The sequence below is a fragment of the Thermosynechococcus sp. PP555 genome, assembly GCF_031583225.1.
Taxonomy (GTDB): Bacteria; Cyanobacteriota; Cyanobacteriia; order Thermosynechococcales; family Thermosynechococcaceae; genus Thermosynechococcus.
In genome coordinates this window covers 2275303-2294311 of sequence record NZ_CP134168.1, presented here as the reverse complement: position 1 = coordinate 2294311, position 19009 = coordinate 2275303, and the positions used below count along the sequence as shown (strand labels likewise).

Annotated in this window: 21 protein-coding genes and 2 tRNA genes; 13 read left to right on the top strand and 10 right to left on the bottom strand. The window is 52.9% G+C overall.

The annotated features are described in order from the left end of the window. Nucleotides 1-81 precede the first annotated feature (81 nt). Nucleotides 82-2358 carry a ComEC/Rec2 family competence protein gene (locus RHH27_RS11285; protein ID WP_302678314.1) on the top strand — a complete coding sequence of 759 codons (2277 nt, stop codon included), beginning with the start codon at nucleotides 82-84 and terminating at the stop codon, nucleotides 2356-2358. On the opposite strand, the gene RHH27_RS11280 is transcribed toward RHH27_RS11285, so the two are convergent. From RHH27_RS11280 to RHH27_RS11270, 3 genes are read right to left on the bottom strand one after another with little or no spacing between them, the layout of a single operon-like run. Further along, nucleotides 2355-3563, bottom strand: coding sequence for a GTPase family protein (locus tag RHH27_RS11280; protein WP_225901573.1), 1209 nt, complete (start codon nucleotides 3561-3563; stop codon nucleotides 2355-2357). The two genes, RHH27_RS11285 and RHH27_RS11280, sit on opposite strands and share 4 nt — an antisense overlap. Further along, nucleotides 3532-3813, bottom strand: coding sequence for a DUF2973 domain-containing protein (locus RHH27_RS11275; protein ID WP_149819439.1), 282 nt, complete (start codon nucleotides 3811-3813; stop codon nucleotides 3532-3534). Before RHH27_RS11275 ends, RHH27_RS11280 begins: the two co-directional genes overlap by 32 nt. Nucleotides 3814-3849: 36 nt before the next feature. Beyond that, nucleotides 3850-4173 carry a DUF2605 domain-containing protein gene (locus RHH27_RS11270; protein WP_286625093.1) on the bottom strand — a complete coding sequence of 108 codons (324 nt, stop codon included), beginning with the start codon at nucleotides 4171-4173 and terminating at the stop codon, nucleotides 3850-3852. Nucleotides 4174-4357: 184 nt separating this feature from the next. Here RHH27_RS11270 and RHH27_RS11265 point away from each other — a divergent pair, with 184 nt between their 5' ends. Together RHH27_RS11265 and RHH27_RS11260 are read left to right on the top strand one after the other, a co-directional pair. Further along, a complete protein-coding gene (locus tag RHH27_RS11265) occupies nucleotides 4358-4894 on the top strand; it encodes a phycobiliprotein lyase (RefSeq protein WP_206200202.1) in 537 nt (178 codons plus the stop codon). Further along, nucleotides 4894-5247: a VOC family protein gene (locus RHH27_RS11260; RefSeq protein WP_206200201.1), complete on the top strand. Its 354-nt coding sequence runs from the start codon at nucleotides 4894-4896 to the stop codon at nucleotides 5245-5247. Before RHH27_RS11265 ends, RHH27_RS11260 begins: the two co-directional genes overlap by 1 nt. Here the strand turns inward: RHH27_RS11260 and sfsA are convergent. Continuing rightward, entirely contained in the window at nucleotides 5244-5969 is a 726-nt protein-coding gene (gene sfsA, locus RHH27_RS11255; protein ID WP_206200200.1) for a DNA/RNA nuclease SfsA, read from the bottom strand. The two genes, RHH27_RS11260 and sfsA, sit on opposite strands and share 4 nt — an antisense overlap. Before the next feature lie 346 nt (nucleotides 5970-6315). On the opposite strand from sfsA, the gene RHH27_RS11250 reads away from it, so the two are divergent. From RHH27_RS11250 to RHH27_RS11230, 5 genes are read left to right on the top strand one after another with little or no spacing between them, the layout of a single operon-like run. Beyond that, a complete protein-coding gene (locus tag RHH27_RS11250; protein ID WP_149819429.1) occupies nucleotides 6316-6651 on the top strand; it encodes a rubredoxin in 336 nt (111 codons plus the stop codon). Nucleotides 6652-6676: 25 nt separating this feature from the next. Then, a complete protein-coding gene (locus tag RHH27_RS11245) occupies nucleotides 6677-7684 on the top strand; it encodes a photosynthesis system II assembly factor Ycf48 (protein WP_255521456.1) in 1008 nt (335 codons plus the stop codon). Between the two features lie 39 nt (nucleotides 7685-7723). Further along, nucleotides 7724-8794, top strand: coding sequence for an aromatic ring-hydroxylating dioxygenase subunit alpha (locus RHH27_RS11240; RefSeq protein WP_206200198.1), 1071 nt, complete (start codon nucleotides 7724-7726; stop codon nucleotides 8792-8794). A gap of 57 nt (nucleotides 8795-8851) precedes the next feature. After that, complete coding sequence (fabI, locus tag RHH27_RS11235; protein ID WP_206200197.1) at nucleotides 8852-9631, top strand: enoyl-ACP reductase FabI; 780 nt, start codon at nucleotides 8852-8854, stop codon at nucleotides 9629-9631. 51 nt (nucleotides 9632-9682) lie between these two features. Continuing rightward, complete coding sequence (locus tag RHH27_RS11230) at nucleotides 9683-10528, top strand: PspA/IM30 family protein (protein WP_206200196.1); 846 nt, start codon at nucleotides 9683-9685, stop codon at nucleotides 10526-10528. Nucleotides 10529-10534: 6 nt separating this feature from the next. On the opposite strand, the gene RHH27_RS11225 is transcribed toward RHH27_RS11230, so the two are convergent. From RHH27_RS11225 to RHH27_RS11200, 6 genes are all read right to left on the bottom strand, one after another. Next, nucleotides 10535-10606, bottom strand: a tRNA-Lys gene (locus tag RHH27_RS11225). A 54-nt stretch (nucleotides 10607-10660) separates the two neighbouring features. Continuing rightward, nucleotides 10661-11443: an HAD family hydrolase gene (locus tag RHH27_RS11220; RefSeq protein ID WP_302678313.1), complete on the bottom strand. Its 783-nt coding sequence runs from the start codon at nucleotides 11441-11443 to the stop codon at nucleotides 10661-10663. 17 nt (nucleotides 11444-11460) lie between these two features. Then, nucleotides 11461-11532 (bottom strand) — tRNA-Gln (locus RHH27_RS11215). A gap of 70 nt (nucleotides 11533-11602) precedes the next feature. Beyond that, a complete protein-coding gene (locus tag RHH27_RS11210; protein WP_206200194.1) occupies nucleotides 11603-12613 on the bottom strand; it encodes a sulfate/molybdate ABC transporter ATP-binding protein in 1011 nt (336 codons plus the stop codon). A gap of 362 nt (nucleotides 12614-12975) precedes the next feature. Further along, nucleotides 12976-13242 carry an IS630 transposase-related protein gene (locus RHH27_RS11205; protein WP_399373393.1) on the bottom strand — a complete coding sequence of 89 codons (267 nt, stop codon included), beginning with the start codon at nucleotides 13240-13242 and terminating at the stop codon, nucleotides 12976-12978. A gap of 116 nt (nucleotides 13243-13358) precedes the next feature. Further along, on the bottom strand, nucleotides 13359-13745 hold the full coding sequence (locus tag RHH27_RS11200; RefSeq protein ID WP_302678312.1) for a hypothetical protein: 387 nt from the start codon (nucleotides 13743-13745) through the stop codon (nucleotides 13359-13361). Nucleotides 13746-14193: 448 nt separating this feature from the next. Between RHH27_RS11200 and RHH27_RS11195 the strand changes: the two genes are divergently transcribed. The 5 genes from RHH27_RS11195 (at nucleotide 14194) to RHH27_RS11175 (ending at nucleotide 19002) form a co-directional block, all read left to right on the top strand. Next, on the top strand, nucleotides 14194-14733 hold the full coding sequence (locus RHH27_RS11195; protein WP_206200193.1) for a spore coat U domain-containing protein: 540 nt from the start codon (nucleotides 14194-14196) through the stop codon (nucleotides 14731-14733). Between the two features lie 182 nt (nucleotides 14734-14915). Then, the gene (locus RHH27_RS11190; protein ID WP_302678311.1) at nucleotides 14916-15491 is read left to right on the top strand and encodes a spore coat U domain-containing protein; all 576 of its coding nucleotides are present in this window, start codon (nucleotides 14916-14918) and stop codon (nucleotides 15489-15491) included. A gap of 1 nt (nucleotide 15492) precedes the next feature. After that, on the top strand, nucleotides 15493-16263 hold the full coding sequence (locus RHH27_RS11185; protein ID WP_302678310.1) for a molecular chaperone: 771 nt from the start codon (nucleotides 15493-15495) through the stop codon (nucleotides 16261-16263). A 10-nt stretch (nucleotides 16264-16273) separates the two neighbouring features. Further along, on the top strand, nucleotides 16274-18538 hold the full coding sequence (locus RHH27_RS11180) for a fimbria/pilus outer membrane usher protein (RefSeq protein ID WP_302678309.1): 2265 nt from the start codon (nucleotides 16274-16276) through the stop codon (nucleotides 18536-18538). Then, complete coding sequence (locus RHH27_RS11175) at nucleotides 18511-19002, top strand: spore coat U domain-containing protein (protein WP_302678308.1); 492 nt, start codon at nucleotides 18511-18513, stop codon at nucleotides 19000-19002. Before RHH27_RS11180 ends, RHH27_RS11175 begins: the two co-directional genes overlap by 28 nt. Nucleotides 19003-19009: the final 7 nt, after the last annotated feature.

The following is a 19009-nucleotide window of genomic DNA, read 5'->3' as shown; positions in this document are numbered from 1 at the left end:
CTTTGAGGGCAGTGCACTCTCTCAGTTTTCTCCTAAACAGCGCCACTGGATGCCAACCCCAACAGGGCTATGTTCAGCAAGATGACTAAGGCGGATGCGATTCTCTGGGCGATCGCCTTTATTACGGGGTGTGTTTTCAGTTTCTTTCAGTGGGGCTGGCTGGGGGTCTTGGCTCTAGGCGGGATGCTTTACAGCGGGCGGCGCTGGGGCGGTAAGGTTTGGCTGCGCCTGCCTTCGAGTCAAAGTTTTGCGATCGCGACCCTCGTTGCCCTTTTGGCAATGGCCTATGTGTGGCTGCGCACCCCCCAGCCGGGGGTGAATGACATTAGCGGTTTAGTGCCGCGTCTTGAGGGGTTGAACCTACCGTCAACGGTGCTCGTCGAGGGGCGTGTTGAAACCACACCACTGCCTAATCGCGCTGGGCGACGACGCTTTTTCCTAGGGGTGGAGCGTTATCAAAATCTCAGTCCAGTACCGGCCCAAAGTGGGGTGCTGCAAGGGAGAGCCAGTGGCCGCCTCTATGTGACACTGCCAGCAGCGGCAGGGGCAAAGCTACATCCCAGCCAACGGATCCAGATTTCGGGGCGGCTCTATCTACCTCGTGGGGGGGGCAGTGAGTTTTTTCGTGCCTTTAACTTTCGGCGACAGCTTCAATTGCAGCACACCTTTGCCGGCTTAGCAGGCAACAAGGTCATCATTTTGGATCAGGGATCACCCTGGGGGTTGTGGGCACTGCGGCAGCGAATTATCCAAGTCCATGCCCAAGGGTTGGGCGATCGCTATGGTGCTGTGGTCTCGGCAATGGTGCTGGGAAACCGCGCGGTGGCCATTCCCTTTGAGGTGCGCGACAGCTTTCGGCGCGTGGGGCTATCCCATGCTCTGGCGACCTCGGGGTTTCATACGGCGATTTTGTTGGCAGTTGTCTTGGCGGTGGCGCGTTTCCTGCCGCAGCAGTGGCGCTATGGTTTGGGGGCTGGGGTCTTGGTGCTCTTTGCCTGTTTGAGTGGGTTTGCCCCCTCAGCAATTCGCGCTGTGTTAATGGGCTTGGCGGGGTTAGTGGCTTTGGTGAATGGTCAAAAGGGGCAACCCCTCGTGATCCTGCTGGCGATCGCCACTGCCATGCTGATCTACAATCCCCTGTGGATTGAGGACATTGGCTTTCAGTTAAGTTTTCTGGCCACATTGGGTCTCATTGTCAGTGCTCAACCGATTAGCGATCGCCTCGATTGGTTGCCAACACCCCTGCGCAACCTTGTCGCGGTGCCCCTCGCGGCCACCCTTTGGGTACTGCCCCTCTCTTTGGCAATCTTCGGTATTTTTCCGGTGTATGGTCTGCTGGCTAATGTCGTTGCCCATCTGCCCCTGGTTCTCTTGACGGTTGGCGGCTTCATCAGTGCAATGGTCGGCCTTCTCGTTCCGCCTGTGGGATCGGCGCTTGCTTGGCTCCTCTACTATCCCACGGCCTTCCTCCTGTGGCTGATTCAAACCATCGGCCAGTGGCCGGGGGCAACGATCGCCCTTGGCAGCTTAGGTTGGCTGCAAGTTGTTGTTCTCTATGGCCTGATTGTCCTTGTGTGGCTGAGTCCTCGCTGGCGGCGCCGCTGGTTTTTGCTGTTTACCTTTGGTGTCACTCTGGTTCTCGTGCCCTTTATTCTGCGCCAAAACACGCTGTTTCAAGCTACGGTTCTCGCCAATACACAGGTGCCGACACTGGTGATTCAGCAACCAGCGGGGACAGTGGTGATCAATGGGGGGGATTCCCAAGGGCTAACGGCTTTCTTGGCTCAAGAGGGCATTAACCGCATTGATTGGGCGGTGGCCAGCGATCGCCAGTACCGTCAACAACAGGGCTGGCGCGACATTCATCGGATCACCCCAATTCGCCAGTTTACGGATGTGCCAACGGCCAAGAGTGATCCTGCCTACCGGGAAATGTTGGCCACCCTCAAGGTGCCCCATCAATCGCTTCCCCTGCGGCAACCCGTTCAACTGGGTCAGGTGAAAATTACTGTTCTGCGGGCGGATCCGGCTATCTTGACCTTGGAGATGAGCAACAGTCAGTGGCTCTTTGTCAGTGATCCCAGTCGCGATGCCGCGCAAACCGATTGGCTGGCCGTGACGCCCGTGGAGCCACCGCAGGTTCTCTGGTGGTGGGGGCGAAAATTGACGCCACGCCTCTTTGAGATTGTCAAGCCACGCAGTGTCATTCTCAGTCGCAATGCCCTTGATCCGGCGATCGCCACCTACCTGAAGCAGAAACAAATTCCCTATTTTGTGGTCGGAGAAGCCCGGGAAGTGCGCTGGCAGGCCGATGGCTCCCTGAAGGCCAATGCCCCTCAAAACGATGGCTTGATTTAGGACTCGCTTTGGCGCAAGCGTAAATGTGCGGTTGCCAATGTTTCTTGGAGTACCTGCTGAATGCGCTGCGGATCGGGAGTTTTGCCCCCCATCACGTCGCCAAAATAGACACAGGCGGCTTCCCCCAAGGCCCAAGTATAGGCCGCCGCCCAAGAGGCAGAGAGCACCGATCCCAAACCTGGAATAAATTTAATCAACTGTTGCCCCACCAACCGCGCCACAAATCCGCCACCAATTGTGGTTAAGATGCCCGCGGCTTGGGAAGGCGAAAGGGTCTGACCGTACAATTGCCCCAGCAGCACCACCATCACCACCTGCACCCCCACAAGGACTGGCATCGTGGCAAAGGGCAAAGGCACTGCCGCCAAGGTTCCCGCCATCACTGCAAAGGGGGCAATGTAGCGCCGCCCCACCTGACGATAGAGGGGAGCTAGTTGATCACTGAGATGGGATTGGGCGATCAGCTCGCGGAGCAGTTGGGCTTCTGCTTTGGGCAGCACTGCCTCTAGGGTTGTAGCAAGGGCCTCAAAGCCATAAAAAACAGGGGTGTAGCCGTCTTCTTCCAACGTAAAGTCAAGGGGAATGACGCGATCGCTAATGTCAGCAAAGCGTTCCTTCAGGCCGGCGATCGCCAAGTTAACCTCAGGAGTGTCTGGCGGGTAGGGGGGATGGTTTTCTTGCTGGGGAGGATACAGCTCGTGCAGACAGGTAATGGCCAAAATAAAGGGAATCTCTGGATGAGCCTTCTTCAGTGCCTTTGCCACTTGGTGCAGGCGATCGCCCGCAAAATCCGTTACCTTGACCGTCAAAATAATCACTCGTGCCCGTTGACTTTGCTGCAACAGGTGATCCAATTCCGCCACCACCTCAGCCGTTTGCGCTGGCGTTTCCCCCAAGCCCACTGTATCCGTGAAGGTGAGCAGTGGCAGTTCAGCTGTGGGATAGTCATAGCGCTGTGTTTGCCGCGTATGGGGACGAAACCCCGCCCCGACAATACTGGCATCGGCACCCGTCATTGCCCGCACAATCGAACTTTTCCCCGATTGAGGTTTGCCAATCAGCAAGACCTCCGTCGCCGGTAACTCCTGCCGTGCCCTAGCCAAGACCTCCGCCAGCGCCGTTGCATCCACCTGAAACCAGCGACTCAGGAACTGCCCATAGGAGCCTAAGAATTTAGGCTTGGGTTTCTCCACGGGCGTCGTCACCGTAGCTGGGGGATTCGCGGTAGATCGCATCCAGTTGGGCACGGGCATCCTCCACACTGAGAGAGCGCATCACCAACAGGGGCTCATCAATCACATGGCCATCGCTATCTAACAGTTCGGGATGGGTCACCCGTGGCGGTGAAAATTGGCGTTGTGATTCAATGCCGAGGGTCAACAAACTGCGAATCAGATTAGCCATGGCCAGTAGTGCCAAGACCGTAAAGGCAACAATATAGATCAACTGCAACATGAAGAGAGCACCTCCAAGCCAAGCGCCGAGAATGGTTTAAGCGTCACAAGATTTGGATAAGCGATAGTGGTGGGCAACCTGCCAGCACTCCATCAAGAGCGTATGCCACTGCATCAGTACCTGTGTATCAACCCCCACTTGGCCGTCCGTTGCCCGAAAGAGGCTTTGGGTAGCAATCACATCGTTGAGAGCCGTCTCCACCCGTTCAAGGAGTGCCTGCTGTTCCGCCACGTTCAAGAAGGGAATCACTTCTGTCTGCAAGAGCGATCGCGATCGCGTGAACCAGTACTGAAAATCTTCGAGTAGCGGCTCCAGCAAGACCTTAAGCAGTTGAGGTTCAGGTAAATTTGAGTGCAGCATAGAGATTGATGAGGGCGACCTACTTCTATCTTAAATCTTAAACTCGTTTACATATTGTTACATTGTTAATCTTTGACTGCATCTTTCCTCGGCGCGATCGTTTGGAAGGAATCGAAGAGACGGTGTACCCTAAAAAAAGACTCAAAAATACTGATCTTGTCCCCATTACATAGTGTGCGCAGGTATGGACATCCGCGACTTTTTTGCCCAAAGTGCTGGCCGCTGGTTTTCCCAACGTACCAGTCATCACTTGGCCTTTAAGCAAACTGAGTCAGGCAAGTCTCAGTTAACCATTGAATTACTGTCTGTGGATGATCCTGCGGTCATTGCCCTGTGTCAGCAATATGACATGGATCCGGCTTGGGCAGTGTGCGGTGCACGGGTCAGTTGGGACGGCACGATGGAATGGGATACCGAAAAGCACGAAGGCTCGACGGTATTGGTGCCGATCATGGATCAGGGGTCACGGATGGAAGGCAAGCTCCTGCGGGAAATGGGCTATGCCGAAAAAGCTCCTGTGGCCGGTCGCTTTAGTATGGGCAGTGATGGTGCTCTGACACTGATTACCGAATACGAAACCATGTACTCTGAGGAGCGACTCTGGTTTGCCAGTCCCAATTTACGCCTGCGCACCAGTATTCTCAAGCGCTTCGGTGGCTTTAGCATGGCCTCCTTTTGCTCAGAAATCCGCCTAGGGGTGACGCAACCCGCCAATTCCTGATGGTCTTTCTCCACGTTGCTATTAACGTCACGGATTTGCAGCGAGCTGCGGCCTTCTATGAAGGGTTGCTAGGTCTTACCCCCGTCGATCGCCCCCTGAAATTCCCCGGCCGCTGGTATCAAATCGGTACGGTGCAAATTCATCTCATCCCAGCAGAGCAGGTGGTCGATCGCTGTCAAGATCAGCGGTGGGGACGTAACCCCCACTTTGCCCTTGGCATAACTGATTTAGCCAGTCTCGAACAACGCCTAGTGGCAGCCCAAATTCCCTTGCAGCGCAGTGCCTCAGGACGAGCCGCAATCTTTGTCGCAGATCCCGATGGCAATCTGATTGAACTCAGTCAAGTGTCCTAGAGTACCAGCTTGGCCGTTCCCAAAAACTGAATGCCCGTTGGCTCAATGGCAAAACGATAGGGCAAAATTTCCACCCCTTGGTTGTAGGCGGCGCGTAAGAGTTGTCCATAGGTGGGATCGGCACTGTCTCCCGGCGCAAAGCGATCGCAATCACCGCGATTAATAAAGTAGACCATACACACACGAGTGTCAGGTTGGGTTTGCCGTAGCCATTGCAGTTCCCGCAGATGCTTTTGACCTCGCATGGTCACCGTATCAGGAAACAGGGCTAACCCCCCTTGCGCCCAAGTGGTATTTTTCACCTCAACATAGGCAGGGGGCTGTTGGGGATGATCCGCCAAGTAAAAGTCAATGCGGCTGCGCTCTTGACCATAGGCCACCTCTCGCTGCTGAGTGCCATACCCAGCTAGTTCCGGTAGGATGCCTGCCGCCAATGCCGAAGCAATCACCCGATTGGGCAAACTCGTATTTACCCCCACCCACGTGCCATCAACGAAAATCATTTCCCACGTATAGGCCAGCTTGCGCTTGGGATCTGCATGGTAGGAGACTTGAACGGGGGCACCCACTTGGCAGATTCCTGTCATCGGCCCTGTATTCGGGCAGTGGGCTGTGATGCGATCGCCAGAGGTCAACTCAATCTCCGCAAAAAATCGCTGATAGCGCCGACAGAGAATTCCTGCTTGGAGCGGTGGATAGTGCCAACACAATGTGGGAGTCACAGGCGACCCATAGAAAGCGCAAGCCTCTATTTTATCCCCAAAAGTAAAATGCCAGCCCCCCTTGGTGATATGGAAGCCAGCATTCTACGGAATATTAAAGGAGATTTAAGGTTAAGGTCTATATGGGCTGACCTCAATTGAATACCCTGATCATGGCATCACTTCTTGGCAGGGCTGGCTTTCCTAATCTTTTCTTTATATTTATGTTACCAAGGTCTGATCTTTCGTTACATGTCTTAGAGTTTCGCAGTATTGTCCTGAAAACTCCCCTGTCCTCATCACAAGAAACGCCCCTAAATCCCGTAGTATTAAGATGTATGTCGCAAATCTTAAAAATTTCTGAGGTATGACCGCCGAAACCCCTGATGTTGCGCCCTTAGATCGGTTTGAGTGCCGTGCCTGCGGCTACATCTATGAACCCTCAAAGGGAGACGAGAATCGCTCGATTCCGCCGGGGACAGCCTTTGCTGATCTCCCCGTGAACTGGCGGTGTCCAGTGTGCAGTGCTCCGAAAAAGCAATTTAGCAACATTGGACCTGTGGGATCCCCCTCAGGCTTCAAGGAAAATCTGAACTACGGCTTGGGTGTGAATCGCCTCACCCCCGGCCAAAAAAATATCCTCATTTTTGGTGGTCTTGCCCTTGCCGTTCTTTTTCTACTGAGTTTCTATAATGTTCGCTAAACAAATTGACAGTTATTGGCAAAAAATGAAAGGAATCAAGTTCCTGCATTGGCTACTGGTGACCGTTTGTATCTGGGTGAGCCTGAGTACCTCTGCCCTTGCCATCCCCGCCTTGGACTACAACCCTTGGGAAGCCATCCAACTACCAACCACTTCAACCATTCTCGATATGAGCTTTATTGACCGTAATCACGGTTGGTTGGTGGGTGCCAATGCCACACTAATGGAAACTCGCGACGGTGGCCAAACGTGGGAACCCCGTACGCTGGTGTTAGATAATCCCGACTATCGCTTCAACAGCGTTAGCTTCCAAGGGAACGAGGGTTGGATTGTCGGTGAGCCACCCATTATGCTGCACACGACCGATGGCGGCCAATCTTGGAACCAAATTCCCCTCGATCCTAAACTACCGGGTGCGCCTCGCTTCGTGAAAGCCCTTGGCAGCGGCGCTGCGGAAATGATGACCGATGTAGGCGCCATTTACCGTACCAAAGACAGCGGCAAAAACTGGCAAGCATTAGTCCAAGAAGCCATTGGGGTCATGCGCAACCTCAACCGTTCGCCCTCTGGTGAGTATGTGGCTGTCTCCTCGCGGGGGAGCTTTTATTCCACGTGGCAGCCGGGACAAACCGCTTGGCAACCCCACAACCGCACGACCTCGCGCCGTGTCCACAATATGGGCTTTACTCCGGATGGTCGGCTCTGGATGATTGTCAATGGCGGTAAAATTGCCTTCTCTGATCCAGACAATTCCGAAAACTGGGGAGAACTGCTGAGTCCCCTGCGTCGCAATAGTGTTGGCTTCCTTGATCTGGCCTATCGCACACCCAATGAAGTATGGCTAGCAGGGGGTGCCGGCGTGCTGCTCTGTAGCCAAGATGGTGGCCAAACGTGGCAGCAGGATGTGGATGTGAAAAAAGTCCCCTCCAACTTTTATAAAATTCTCTTCTTTAGTCCTGATCAAGGGTTCATTATTGGCCAGAAGGGGATCTTGCTGCGGTATGTGACTGACTTGACGGCTGCTTCGGCGTAACGTAGAAAATAACTGCCGAGCATCTGGTAAAGTCTGGTTATGAACTCCAGCAGCACTTCATTCTCCCTCCATGCGGGTAGTTTCTTGCGCAATATCTGGTACTATGGCCTGCCAGCTGCTGACCTCAAGCCGGGTCGCTGCCAAGCCAAGGTGCTTTTAGGGGAACCTATTCTCTTCTGCCGTACCACTTCAGGCAAGCCCTTTGCGCTGCGCAATCTCTGCCCTCACCGTGGCGTTCCCCTGCACTATGGTCACTTTGATGGGGAAGAGGTGGAGTGCCCCTACCACGGCTGGCGCTTCAATGCCCACGGCCACTGTACCCTGATTCCCTCCCTCACCAGTGATAGTGATGTGGATCTCAAGCACTTTGGTGTGTTGAGTTATCCCGTACGCGAGGTGCAGGGCAATCTTTGGATTTTTTTGCCGGCTAATGAGCGCAATGTTAGTGAACCCACTCTAGAGGTTCCCCTTGTGCCCGGATTTAGCGCCGAGACCCAACCCCAAGCGGTGCAAAAATTCATCTTTCCGGGACATCTGGATCAGGTGTTTATTAACTTTATGGATCCCTCCCATGCGCCCTTTGTCCATGGGGCGTGGTGGTGGCGTAAGCGGGGCAAGCTCTTTGAGAAGGCAAAAACCTTTGATCCGTCGCCCTATGGCTTTACCATGCGGCGGCATCCCCTCCTGCGCAAGTCGTGGGCACACCATATTCTGGGCGGCCACCCGGAGGTGGAAATTATCTATCGGCTGCCGGGGATTCGCATCGAAACCAACTATAGCGATCGCCACACCTTTTGCTTTCTGATTACCCTTACCCCCATTAACGATCAGGAGACTGAACTCACCGCCACCTACTACTGGACCTTTCCATGGCTCGCCCCCCTGAAACCCTTACTGGCTCCCTTAGCGCGGGAATTTCTCAACCAAGATTTGCGCATTGTGGCCAAGCAAAGCGAAGGCCTAAAGTACAAGCCACCGTTGACGCTTATCAAGGAGGCCGATTACCAAGCTAAATGGTATTACCAGCTTAAGCGGGAGTACGAGAAAGCCACCCAAGAGGGACGGGAATTTGTCAACCCCTTGAAAACCCAAGTCCTACGCTGGCGCTAAAGGCAGCAGCCCCTCTGGTACGATCAGAGGGTTAGATCCTTCACACTGGCTGTACCTATGCTCCTAGACCTATCGGGAAAACGCGCCCTTGTGACCGGCATTGCCAATAATCGCTCCATTGCTTGGGGGATTGCCCAACAGCTCCATGCAGCAGGTGCTGAACTGGCAGTGACGTATCTTCCCGACGAGCGGGGAAAGCTGAAGCAAAAGGTCGAGGAACTGACAGCCCCCCTTGCCCCCAAGTTGCTCCTGCCGCTAGATGTGCAGCAACCTCAACAAATTGACGAGACCTTTGCGGCGATTCAATCCACATGGGGTGGCTTAGATATTTTGATTCATTGCTTGGCCTTTGCCCAAAAAGAAGATCTCAGTGGTGACTTTTCCGCCGTCTCCCTTGAAGGCTTTAATCTCGCTCTCGACATCAGTGCCTACTCCCTGATCTCTCTCAGCCGTGCCGCTAAACCATTGATGACCAACGGCGGGTCAATCATTACCCTGACTTATTTGGGGGGTGTACGGGTTGTGCCGAACTACAATGTCATGGGGATTGCCAAGGCAGCCCTAGAAATGAATGTGCGCTACCTCGCGGCAGAATTGGGGCCTCAGAAGATCCGTGTCAATGGTATCTCCGCTGGTCCAATTCGCACCTTGGCTTCCTCAGCAGTGGGGGGCATTCTCGACATGATTCACCATGTGGAAGCCACAGCTCCGTTGCGGCGCACGGTGACCCAAACAGAGGTGGGCAACACAGCAGCCTTTCTTGCCAGCGATCTAGCCAGTGGCATCACTGGTCAAATTCTTTATGTGGACGCCGGTTACTGCATCATGGGCATGTAAATAAAAGCCATGCGCTAGAGTAGAGTCAGCGAGTTATTGACGAGGCAAAGCATGGGTTTACTTGATCGTGTCGGCATGGTGATTCGCTCTAATCTCAATGCCATTGTCAGTGCTGCTGAAGATCCAGAAAAAATCCTTGAGCAAACAATTATTGACATGAACGAGGACTTGGTGAAGTTGCGCCAAGCCGTTGCTCAAGCCATTGCTGCTCAGAAACGACTAGAGCAGCAGTACGCCCAAAATCTTAAGGATTCCCAACAGTGGGAAGAGCGGGCACGTCTTGCCCTCAGTAGAGGAGATGAAGCCCTCGCGTTGGAAGCCTTGAACCGTAAGAAAACTGCTGCAGATACCGCTGCCGCCCTTAAAGCCCAAGTGGATCAAATGGCAGTCCAAGTAAAAACCCTTAAGGACAACTTGACCGCCCTTGAAAGCAAAATTTCTGAGGCGAAAACGAAGAAGGAAATGCTCAAAGCGCGTGTCCGGGCAGCCAAAGCCTCTGAGCAGATTCATCAAGCGGTCAGCAAGGTGGGTACCTCCAATGCGATGGCGGCATTTGAGCGTATGGAAGATAAAGTCCTGCAAATGGAAGCCCGCTCCCAAGCGATCGCTGAACTGAGTGGCGATACTCTCGAAAGTAAATTCCAAGCGCTCCAAAGCAGCGCCAACAAACAAGATGTGGAATTTGAACTGCTAGAAATGAAGCGGCAAATGGGCTTATTGCCCGATGCCCCCTCTGCGGGGACACTCCCCCAGACCTCCAGTGGCAGCAGTCAGTTAAATATTAATATCAACGTCTCTACCCCCGAAGTGCAGGACGCGCCACGCCCCAGTGCATCCTCTCAAAGTAAATCTATTGATGACGATATGGCAGAACTCCGCCGCCTACTGGATAGTTAACTCAAATGGGTCGCCTGGGATTCGAACCCAAGACCAATCGGTTAAAAGCCGAGTGCTCTACCGCTGAGCTAGCGACCCACGCTGTTTCGCAGCTTTTCCAGTATAGAGAAAACCACCTTGAAAGACAAGGGGTTAGGGGCAAAGCCAGTGGGGAAATTCACAAAATTGTTCTCGGCTGAGGAGATGGATGCGCGGTTGTGCCTCGGCTTGGGCGCGATCGCCAGCAGTGGTATAGCCCCATGTCGCCAAGAAGAGTTCGGTTTCCCCTAGCGCCGGTGTAGCCGCAACCTGTAACAGTGCCCCAAGGCGATCCTCAACAAACCACAGGGGAGCGCCATAGGTTGACTGCAGCGCCTCAAGAATCACAGGCTTTGGCTGCCGTTGCTCTTTGCCATAGATCGCCTCTGGGGGAAAGGAAATGCCCGCTTGCTCCAGCAAATAGGTAACAAAGCGCTGCTCCTTGGTGGTGACAATGGCGAGGGGTTGACCTTGGGCTTGCCAGCGTTGTAAAGCGGCTATGACACCGTCATAAAAGTCATGGAGTGCTAGCCAGCTTTGCCAGTCCGTTGCAATCCAGCGATCGCGCAGGCCGTCCACTCGTTCTCCCAAATCGGTGGCAGTGAGATGGTAGGTAGCAAGTAGGCGATCGCGCACCTTTGGCCAGTTTTGGAGAATCTCTTGAGTAGAGGTGCCTTCAACAATTGCTCGCAACAGGAGTGGCATTTCCCAACCCACCGTAATCACAGGGCGCAATTGACCAAATTGCCTTTCTAGTTCCTCTAGGGAAAGCGCAAGGGGCTGCTCAGGCCACACCTGCTGATACACCTGCCAACTGGTTTGAAAATATTCCCGCAGGCCATTGCAGAGGACGCCATCAAAATCTAAGGCCAGTAATGAGGGTAATATTTGTGACATTGCTGTCTAAAACCTAACTGGGGCGGGAGGATTCGAACCCCCGAATGGCGGGACCAAAACCCGCTGCCTTACCGCTTGGCGACACCCCATTGCGTTGCTTTGTTAGCATAGCAAGTTTGGCTTGGTTTGTTCAAGGGATGGACTGATTTTTTTTCGTGCCTAAATGCTGTAATACAGGGGAAAGGACTTTGCCTCCCGTGGCTTAATAAAGACCTGCTGTTGGGGTTCAAGGCGCAGCTCGTCAAATCGCTCTCGCGATAGGTGTGCCATCAATTCCTGCCCATCGTCTAGGCGCAGTTCCACCTGAATTTCCCAACCCAAGTGAATGATGCGGTGAATGCGAGCTGGGACGGTGTTACCATTGGGACTTGTCTCAATAATGATGTCGCGCGGGCGCAGAAAAATATCGCAGTGGGGGGCTGTGTCTTCGGTGGGCTGAAAAACACGGGAGCGCACGACGTTCACAGGGCCAATAAAGCTCATCACAAAGGGGCTAGCGGGATGGTCGTAAATTTCCGCGGGGGTACCCACCTGCTCCACTTGACCTTTGTTCATGACCACGATTTGATCGGCCACTTCCATGGCTTCCTCTTGGTCATGGGTCACGAAGACCGTTGTCACATGGACATCATCGTGGAGGTGGCGTAGCCATGCTCGCAGTTCCTTACGTACCTTGGCATCGAGGGCACCAAAGGGTTCATCCAGCAATAGCACCTTGGGTTCTACGGCAAGGGCACGGGCAAGAGCCACCCGCTGGCGTTGTCCGCCAGAGAGCTGAGAGGGGTAGCGATCGCCCAAGCCAGCCAACTGCACCAACTCGAGCAACTCCTCAACCCGAGCTTTGATCTTGGCACGGGGCACCTTGCGCAGCTCTAGGCCAAAGGCGATATTTTGGCGCACAGTCATGTGCTTAAAAAGGGCATAGTGCTGAAAGACGAAGCCAATATTACGCTCTTGGACACTTTGATAGGTGGCGTCCTTGCCCGTGAGCAAAATCCGGCCAGTGTCGGGCATCTCTAAACCCGCAATCAGCCGCAGTAAGGTTGATTTGCCAGAACCTGAAGGCCCCAACAGCGCCACCAAAGAGCCACTGGCAATATCCAAATCCACCTGCTTGACCGCTTGAAAGGAGCCAAAGGACTTAGAAACGTTTTCAATAGTGATGCCCATAGCACTGCCAGCAATACTCTAGTTTCTCTATAAGATTACCGTAGTTTTGAAGCCCTGTGTCTTTGCCCACAGGGCAAACGCATACTCAGACAATGGCATGGCAACGCACCACCTGTGCCAACCGCTCTACCCCACCGTCAAGACTGAGTAGAATACAGGTGCCGTGGATTGCCCTTGAGGCTCAAAACATATAGCTATTCCAATAAAGAATGAGACATTATCCAGCACAATACTTGCGAATCACCTCATCAATCGAACTGTTTGACCCTGCATACCCCCTCTCATCGATAGACACCACCGTTTCCTCCCCATGGCTCTCTACCCATGTGTTGAGCTGCTGTTGATACGCTTGTCGCTCTTCTTCACACCCTTCTTGGTAACGTATCTGTTTTTTTTCGGGTGATGCCCATCTGGGCGAGGGCATAACTAATGGTGGAAACTTGGACGCCAAATCGCTGGGCACGGTCGATTAAACGGTCATCGGGATGGGCAGCAACATCCGCTGCTAAGGCCGCCCAATCCAGTTTCCAAGGACGACGGGGGACAACTGTGGGGGCTAAGTCCTCTCGCTTCAGCCAGCGATGGATGGTGGCGCGGCTCACCTGAAAGATTTGAGTCGCTTCACTGATTTTGCCACCTTGCTGGATATAGGAGACAACCCGCTCTCGTCAGTCCAAGCTATAGCTCATGTTCTTGAGTAAGATTCATGACGCTTTGAGTATAGCCTATCCCTCTTGAAAATATCTCACTCCCTTTCGAAATTAATAGGAGCTGATGCAGGTGGTGTGTTCACCTGTTGCTTGAGGCCATCTATTTTTCGCTGAATACTGGAAATAGCAAAAAAGGGGAGTAACGGGATTGACCCCAAAAAGCCGATAACTAAGCAGCTAAAGACCACATCTTGCCACTCGTGTAGAATACCGTTCGCCACCAAAAATAGGGGAATAGCAGTTACACCAAGATACAGAAGAATAAATAGCCCCTGCAAAATCCTTGGCCAGACCCAGTTCCCTAGAGAAATGCCAACCACGATGACAATAATGCCCAGAACCGCCATTTCCCACTCGGTTAGGGTGTCAATATTACGCAAACTCTGAAGCAAAGCATCAAAACTTGGCAAGTCTGGCAACACAGCAATCACTCCAAATCAAAGGGCTACAAAATTTTCCTAGGCACTAGCATACACTCAAGTAAAATGGGGTCAATCAACATTACAAAAATATTTTTGAGACTGCCTTCGATGGCGATCGCATCCCATCAACGATGATCCTGACGCTTGGGGGTGCCAATCTTTAGATTAACTTTTGTTGCGTAGTTAAAATTCTCTGTTCATAAGTCCTGTAAGTGGTGTAAGATTGACAGTGTCCCTCTAACGGCTGCAATTGTGAATTCGCCGCACACCTTCACATTAGGCTTGCGTAAGCTTGGCCTACAAGTCATGACTGAGTGCTCTCCAAATTCATAATTAGCAATTTGTAGGGTTCACTCTAGCAATTAAAATACTGATGAACTGTTGGGAGAAGAGTCTTATGCATCACCCCTGTTTTCTGAGGCTAAAGCTCTACCCAATAAGTTTATTTTTGACTGCTGCCAGTGGTCTATTGCCACTCCTAACGGCTCAGCGCGCCCATGCTCAAACTTCACCTCAAACCAGTAACATCAACGTTCAGGCGACGGTGAAGGCAGCCTGTGTGATTAAGGGTGTTCAGGATATTAACTTTGGCACCTATGATCCCCTCGGTACCCACTACACCCAAGCGCTAGATGCCCAAGGTCAGGTGAGTGTGCAATGCTTACCGGGCACCCAAGCAACCATTCGGCTGAATCAGGGGAGTTATCCTGCTGCTTTGTCCAGTTGTCTTGTACCGCTGCGGCGTATGGCTTCTGGCTCCGCTCGCCTTCCTTATTTTTTGTATCGGGATAGTTCTTACTCCCCTCTTGACATTTGGGGCTGTAACTTCCTGAATGATGTGGACTACAGTGCGACCAATGCTAGCGTCAAAGACATTATCGTGTACGGTCGCATCCCATCGGGTCAAGCTCTTGCACTTTTAGGGACTCTGAATCAACTGACACCGGGTACTTATATCGATACGGTTCAGATTATTGTTTCTTTCTAAAGGAAAGATAAAACCTCCGTGAAATCACGGTAGGCAAGGGGGGGATGCTGTAGTATTGTTACTGCTAGTATGTGTTGCAAGCTCACCGCGAGTTATCCCTAAAGGTTTGCTACATTCAGTATTAGAGTAACATCAAAAATTGGGGTCTAAACTTTTTGCTGTTCTCATAAGGGGGTTTGACGATGACTTTCTCATTCCTGCTCAAACGGATTTTTCTCGGTCTATTTCTTACTGCGGTGGGGGGCGTACTGCCTCTGTTAATGGCACAGGCTGCCAAAGCCCAAACTTCGCCCCAAACCACAAATATCCAAATTCAAGCAAACGTCAACCCAGCCTGCAAAATTACGGGTACTCAAAATATCAACTTTGGTACCTATCATCCATTGGGTGCCCACGCAACAACGCCCTTGGATGCCCAAGGTGAAGTGAGTGTCAAGTGCTTACCTAAGACTCAAGCGACTATTAAGCTGGACGAAGGAAGCAACGCTTCATCGAGCTCTTCTTGTACTGCTCCTCTGCGCCAGATGGCCAATGCGGATGCTCGTCTTCCCTATGGATTATACAAAGATGCTGCGAGAAGTGAAGTTTGGGGCTGTGATCTCAGTAATGCTGTCGAGTACACAGCACCCAATGCATCTCCTGCAAACTTCCCCATCTACGGTCGGATTCTCGCAGCAGATAACTTACCGTCCGGTACTCTAGATCAGCTAAAACCCGGTGCCTATATTGATACGGTTCAAGTCACTGTCTCGTTCTAGCGTGCGCTTTCTATTGGGGTGGCGGTTTGCCCTGCTGGCCACAGTCATTGCCCTTGGCATGGCTTCAAGGGTGGGAGCACAATCCTCGGAGTTTTATCTGAATGCGGTGCAGGTGTTTCTCTCACCGCGTCAGCGAACGGCATTGTTGACCCTGACCAATACGGGGCAGGTGCCGATTAACTTTGAGATTAGTGTCCGCCGCTGGCAGCAAACCGCCGATGGCCAAGAGGAGCTAACGGAAAGCGATGGCAATGTCGTGGCTTTCCCTGTCTTGCTGTCGGTACCGCCAGGAGAACAGCGGACTTTACGGGTTGGGGTACGGCAACCGGCAACCACTAAAGAGCAAACCTATCGCCTCCTAGTGACAGAATTGCCCCCAGCCAATGTGCCAGAAACCCAAGGGGCTGCCATTCGCATTATCAAGACCTTTAGCCTGCCCGTTTTTGTCCAACCTGCCAATATCCAGCGCCAAGGCGAAATTTTGAATGGTCGGGTTGAAGGGGGCAAATTAAGTTTTGTACTCCGCAATCGTGGTAATGTTCACATTCAAACCCTTGGCATAACCGTACAGGGGCTGAATGAGCGGGGGACGGTTGTTTTCGAGCGGACGCTAGATTCTGTGTATGTTTTGGCCGATCGCGATCGCCCCTTTAGGAATATTCCTCTACCACAAACCAACTGTGCCCAAGTGCGCCAAGTCAAATTACAGTCTGTGGGCACCAACCCCTCCCTTACAACTGAAATTTCTACTCCCAACGGCGTTTGCGTTTAGTAGCCTCCTGATGGCTGCTCCAGTCTCTGCCCAAGCAGAAGTCTCTGCCATTTATACCCTTGAGGTGAATCGCGTTACCAAGGGGGATGTGATTGTTTTGGTGCGTGGCGATGATGTGCTCATCCCTTTGCAGGATCTAGTGAATGCCGGTCTGAGGGAGATTGGCGGTCGCCGCGAAATCATCCAAGGCATTGAGCACGTCTCCTTGCAGTCGTTGGCAACGCAGATGACATTCCAGCGGGATGATGCCAACTTAGTGCTACGGTTACAGGTGGGAGCAGCCCAACTGCCACAAACGGTCATTGACTTTAAACCGAGTAATGAACCGCCGGGGATTCGCTATAGCCAACCCTTAAGTGCCTACCTGAACTATGGTGTTTTTTGGAATAACTTTGAACAACTGACGGCTGCCAGTGAAGTGGCGATTAGCTTTGGTGGCAATGCCCTCACCTCAACGCTGGGGTTGACTGCCGATGGCAACCTGCAACGGGGACTCACCGCTTTTAGATTGGATCATCGGCGCCATCTCACAACTTTGACCCTAGGGGATGCGTTTATCAGCAGTGACCTGTTGGGCGGGGGTGGCCTTTGGGGGGGCATTGTTTGGGAACGCAACTTTGGCCTTAGCCCTTACCTGATTCGCCAACCCGCCTTTGACTTTCGGGGTGAGGTAACCACCCCCAGCAGCGCAGAAATTTACCTGAATAACTTGCTGATTCGGCAGGTGACGTTACCGCCGGGGCCGTTTATTCTCAAAAATTTGCCCGCCTTTGGGGGCTTTAATCGCTTGCGAATTGTGATAAAGGATGCTGAGGGCAATCAACAGGTCTTTAGCCGTAATTTTGTCCAGTCGTTTACGTTATTGCGCCCTGGACTATCGGAGTTTATTGTGGCTGCCGGTGCCGAGCGGGAAAATTTTGGCACGGAGAATTTCAGCTACGGAGATCAGGTGCAATTTTTGGCGGCCTATCGGCAGGGCATTTTGAATAACTTGACCCTAGGGGCACGTCTGGAAGGCAATGGCGATCTTTTGAATGCGGGCTTGAACCTGAGTACGGCGATTCCCATTGGCACGCTGGATGTGGCGGCGGCGGTGAGTACCACTGAGGGAAAATTGGGGAGTGGGGTTGCTGTTGGCTACAACTATCCGGGGCGGCGGCTGGCCTTTGGTGGTGGGGTGCGCCTCCTCAGTGGCAACTATGTCAATACTGGCTTGGGTTTGGGGGACGATCGCCCGCAGTTAGAGGGCTTTGCCAATGCCACTCTGAATCTGGGGTCGCGGGTAACAATCAGTGGTCAGTACTTTTTTACCAATCCCCGCGATCAAGTGGTGCGGCAACAGGCAACGATTCTCGCTCAAGTGCAACTCCGCCGCAATCTCAGTCTATACCTGCAAGGTTCGCGCTTCCTTTCTGGCAGTGATCAGCCAGTGAACCAAATCAGTGTTACGTTTAACTACTTTCTGAACAATGCAGTGACACTTAACACTGGCTGGCTGCAACAGGGAAATCAGGGGGTTCCTTTCCTCAACGTCTCGCGATCGCTCCCGGTGGGCGTCGGCTATGGCTATCAGGGACAGGTGCTTCAGGCCAATGAGCGGGTCTTTGTCAGTGGCACATTTTCTTACAATGCCCCTTGGAGCCGCTACCAAATTGGCTACGCGCAGGCAGGGGATACAGGACAGGCGCAAGTGGTGGTGGAAGGGGGATTCGTCACAATTGGCGGTGAAGTTTTTGCCACGCGACCGGTGCAGGGAAGTTTTGTTTTGGTGGATGTGCCCAATGTGGGGGGTGTGCGCACCTACTTAAGCAATCAGGAAATTGGTCGCACGAATCGTCGCGGTAAAATTTTGATTCCAGACTTGCTGCCCTACTACGGCAATGCCTTGCGGATCGAGGATCAGGATATTCCCATTGATTTTGCCATTGGCCGCACCGAGCTACTGATTGCACCGCCTTTTCGTGGGGGAGCGATCGCCCGCTTTGATGTCCGCCCCAGTCGCAACTATGTCGGACGAGTGGTGATTTTGCGGGGCAGTGAGCGAATCATTCCCAATTTGGGACAACTCACCCTAGAACGCAACAAGGAAACAATCCTATCGCCCCTCTCGCCAAGGGGAGAATTTTACTTTGATACCCTAGAAGCAGGAACCTACACTGCTGAAGTGACCTACGAGCAACTGCGCTGTACGTTCCAACTGACACTGCCACCCAGTGACGATCTCTTTACTGATGTAGGGGAAGTCTCATGTTCGTTGCCCGACTCGCCACGATAGGATGCATCACTGGCCTCAGTTGCCTTGGGTATTGGGCAGCCGCACAGGCTCAGGGGACGGGTTGTCAGTTTCAAAGTGTGACCGGGTTAAACTTTGGGAGCTATGATCCTTTTTCGCCCATTCCTCTGGATATCACTGGTCAAGTCCAATTTGTCTGTGTGGGGGGTGGGGCTGGTAGCTTTAATAACCGCCCCGTAACGGTTCAACTAAGCCAAGGGGGCAGCAATAGTTTTACACCGCGACAAATGAGCAGTGGGAGCGATCGCCTGAACTATAACCTCTATCTTGATGCTAATCGCAGTATCATTTGGGGCGATGGCACAGGGGGCACACAGCAACGGGGGCCGTTTATTCCCGGCAACAATGTCCTCAATACACTGATGATCTACGGTCGCATTCCTGCCCAGCAGTGGGTTGCCCCCGGCCTCTACACCGACTCACTGCGGGTGACGATTATTTTTTGATGTTTTA